General features: G+C 51.8%; 1 protein-coding gene and 1 rRNA gene. One reads left to right on the top strand and one right to left on the bottom strand.

Features of this window, described 5'->3' with window-relative positions:
* Nucleotides 1-17 precede the first annotated feature (17 nt).
* A 23S ribosomal RNA gene (locus DP117_RS35115) occupies nt 18-2838 on the top strand.
* A 95-nt stretch (nt 2839-2933) separates the two neighbouring features.
* Here the strand turns inward: DP117_RS35115 and DP117_RS35815 are convergent.
* A partial coding sequence (locus DP117_RS35815; RefSeq protein WP_211176554.1) for a hypothetical protein occupies nt 2934-3119 on the bottom strand: 186 nt, incomplete at its 5' end.

Here is a 3119-nt window from a genome sequence, read left to right as displayed (position 1 = left end):
TAGAAAGCAGGCGTTGTAGTCAAGCGTATAAGGGCTAATGGTGGATACCTAGGCACACAGAGGCGAAGAAGGACGTGGTGACCGACGAAACACTCCGGGGAGCTGGAAGCAAGCATAGAGCCGGAGATCTCCGAATGGGACAACCCCAAGTACTACCTGTTGAATATATAGATAGGAAAGAGCCAACCCAGCGAACTGAAACATCTTAGTAGCTGGAGGAAAAGAAATCAAAATGAGATTCCCTAAGTAGTGGTGAGCGAACGGGGAAAAGCCTAAACCAAAGAGCTTGCTTTTTGGGGTAGTGGGACAGCAACAACGAATCTAGCGGTTAGACGAAGCAGCGAAAAACTGCACCATAGAAGGTGAGAGTCCTGTAGTCGAAAACTTAAGGATAGTAGCTGTATCCCGAGTAGCATGGGACACGTGAAATCCGATGTGAATCAGCGAGGACCACCTCGTAAGGCTAAATACTACTGTGTGACCGATAGCGAAACAGTACCGCGAGGGAAAGGTGAAAAGAACCCCAATCAGGGGAGTGAAAAAGAACATGAAACCATTAGCCTACAAGCAGTGGAAGGATGATTAAACGTCTGACCGCGTGCCTGTTGAAGAATGAGCCGGCGAGTTAAAAGCACTGGTAGGTTAAGGTGAAGCACCGTAGCCAAAGCGAAAGCGAGTCTGAAGTGGGCGTCAATCAGTGTTTTTAGACCCGAACCCGGGTGATCTAACCATGTCCAGGATGAAGCTTGGGTAACACCAAGTGGAGGTCCGCACCGACCGATGTTGAAAAATCGGCGGATGAGGTGTGGTTAGGGGTGAAATGCCAATCGAACCCGGAGCTAGCTGGTTCTCCCCGAAATGTGTTTAGGCGCAGCGGTTGTGGTTATAGTCTGGGGGTAAAGCACTGTTTCGGTGCGGGCGGCGAAAGCTGTACCAAATCGAGACAAACTCAGAATACCAGATGGACACACAACCAGTGAGACGGTGGGGGATAAGCTTCATCGTCAAGAGGGAAACAGCCCAGACCACCAGCTAAGGTCCCCAAATGATCGCTAAGTGGCAAAGGAGGTGGGAGTGCATAGACAACCAGGAGGTTTGCCTAGAAGCAGCCACCCTTGAAAGAGTGCGTAATAGCTCACTGGTCAAGCGCTCCTGCGCCGAAAATGAATGGGACTAAGCGATGTACCGAAGCTGTGGGATTACTTTGTAATCGGTAGGGGAGCGTTCCGTTGTAGGAAGAAGCACTAGCGGCAAGCAGGTGTGGACGAGACGGAAGTGAGAATGTCGGCTTGAGTAGCGAAAACATTGGTGAGAATCCAATGCCCCGAAACCCCAAGGGTTCCAGAGCCAGGTTCGTCCACTCTGGGTTAGTCGGGACCTAAGGCGAGGCGGAAACGCGTAGTCGATGGACACAGGGTCAACAATCCCTGACTATTGAGTGGGAGCATTGATTGTGCGCATGAAAGTAAGCGGCACCCTGACTGGATTGGGAGACTTCTACGGAGGTCGAGTCGTGAGGATAGTGTCAAGAAAAGCAAGCAATGTGATGAAAACTCAGTACCCGTACCCGAAACCGACACAGGTGGGGGGGTAGAGAATACCAAGGGGAGCGAGATAACTCTCTCTAAGGAACTCGGCAAAATAGCCCCGTAACTTCGGAAGAAGGGGTGCCCACGAGAGTGGGTTGCAGTGAAGAGGCCCAGGCGACTGTTTACCAAAAACACAGGTCTCCGCCAACTCGTAAGAGGAAGTATGGGGGCTGACGCCTGCCCAGTGCCGGAAGGTTAAGGAAGCTGGTCAGCGCTTCGGTGTGAAGCTGGCGACTGAAGCCCCGGTGAACGGCGGCCGTAACTATAACGGTCCTAAGGTAGCGAAATTCCTTGTCGGGTAAGTTCCGACCCGCACGAAAGGCGTAACGATCTGGGCACTGTCTCGGAGAGAGACTCGGCGAAATAGGAATGTCTGTGAAGATACGGACTACCTGCACCTGGACAGAAAGACCCTATGAAGCTTTACTGTAGCCTGGAATTGGGTCCGGGCTTGGCTTGCGCAGGATAGGTGGGAGGCATTGAGACACTCCTTGTGGGGAGTGTGGAGCCAACGGTGAGATACCACTCTGGCGAAGCTAGGATTCTAACCCGTTTCCGTGATCCGGAAAGGAGACAATTTCAGGTGGGCAGTTTGACTGGGGCGGTCGCCTCCTAAAAGGTAACGGAGGCGCACAAAGGTTCCCTCAGCACGGTTGGAAATCGTGCTTTGAGTGCAAAGGCAATAAGGGAGCTTGACTGCAAGAGCGACAACTCGAGCAGGGTGGAAACACGGTCTTAGTGATCCGACGGCGCAGCGTGGAATGGCCGTCGCTCAACGGATAAAAGTTACTCTAGGGATAACAGGCTGATCTCCCCCAAGAGTCCACATCGACGGGGAGGTTTGGCACCTCGATGTCGGCTCATCGCAACCTGGGGCGGAAGTACGTCCCAAGGGTTGGGCTGTTCGCCCATTAAAGCGGTACGTGAGCTGGGTTCAGAACGTCGTGAGACAGTTCGGTCCATATCCGGTGCAGGCGCAAGAGTATTGAGAGGAGCCCTCCTTAGTACGAGAGGACCGGGAGGGACGCACCGCTGGTGTACCAGTTATCGTGCCAACGGTAGACGCTGGGTAGCCATGTGCGGAGCGGATAACCGCTGAAAGCATCTAAGTGGGAAGCCCACCTCAAGATGAGTACTCTCACAGCACAAGCTGGTAAGGTCACAGGCAGAACACCTGTTCATAGGCGGGAGGTGGAAGTGCAGTAATGTATGCAGCCAACCCGTACTAATAGACCGAGGGCTTGACTTCAACAATTCAAAATTCGCTCATTCAAAAAAAAGAAAAAAAGTTTGAATTGGCGATTTTGAATCAAGAATTCTTAAATTCGCGTTTCTATGCAGCCTTCAGGGTTTTGAAAACTCAAAAGTCATAGTTTCAACAAGCAGATTATTGATTTTGAACTTTGAATTTTGAATTTTGAATTCCCGCAGGGTTTTCCTGGTGCCAATGGCGCGGTGGAACCACTCTGATTCTATCCCAAACTCAGGTGTGAAACGCTGCAGCGGCGACGATAGTTGGTGGGTAGCTGC

It is taken from the genome of Brasilonema sp. UFV-L1, from assembly GCF_012912105.1.
In the GTDB taxonomy this organism is placed as follows: domain Bacteria; phylum Cyanobacteriota; class Cyanobacteriia; order Cyanobacteriales; family Nostocaceae; genus Brasilonema.
This window is presented reverse-complemented; position numbering and strand designations above follow the sequence as displayed.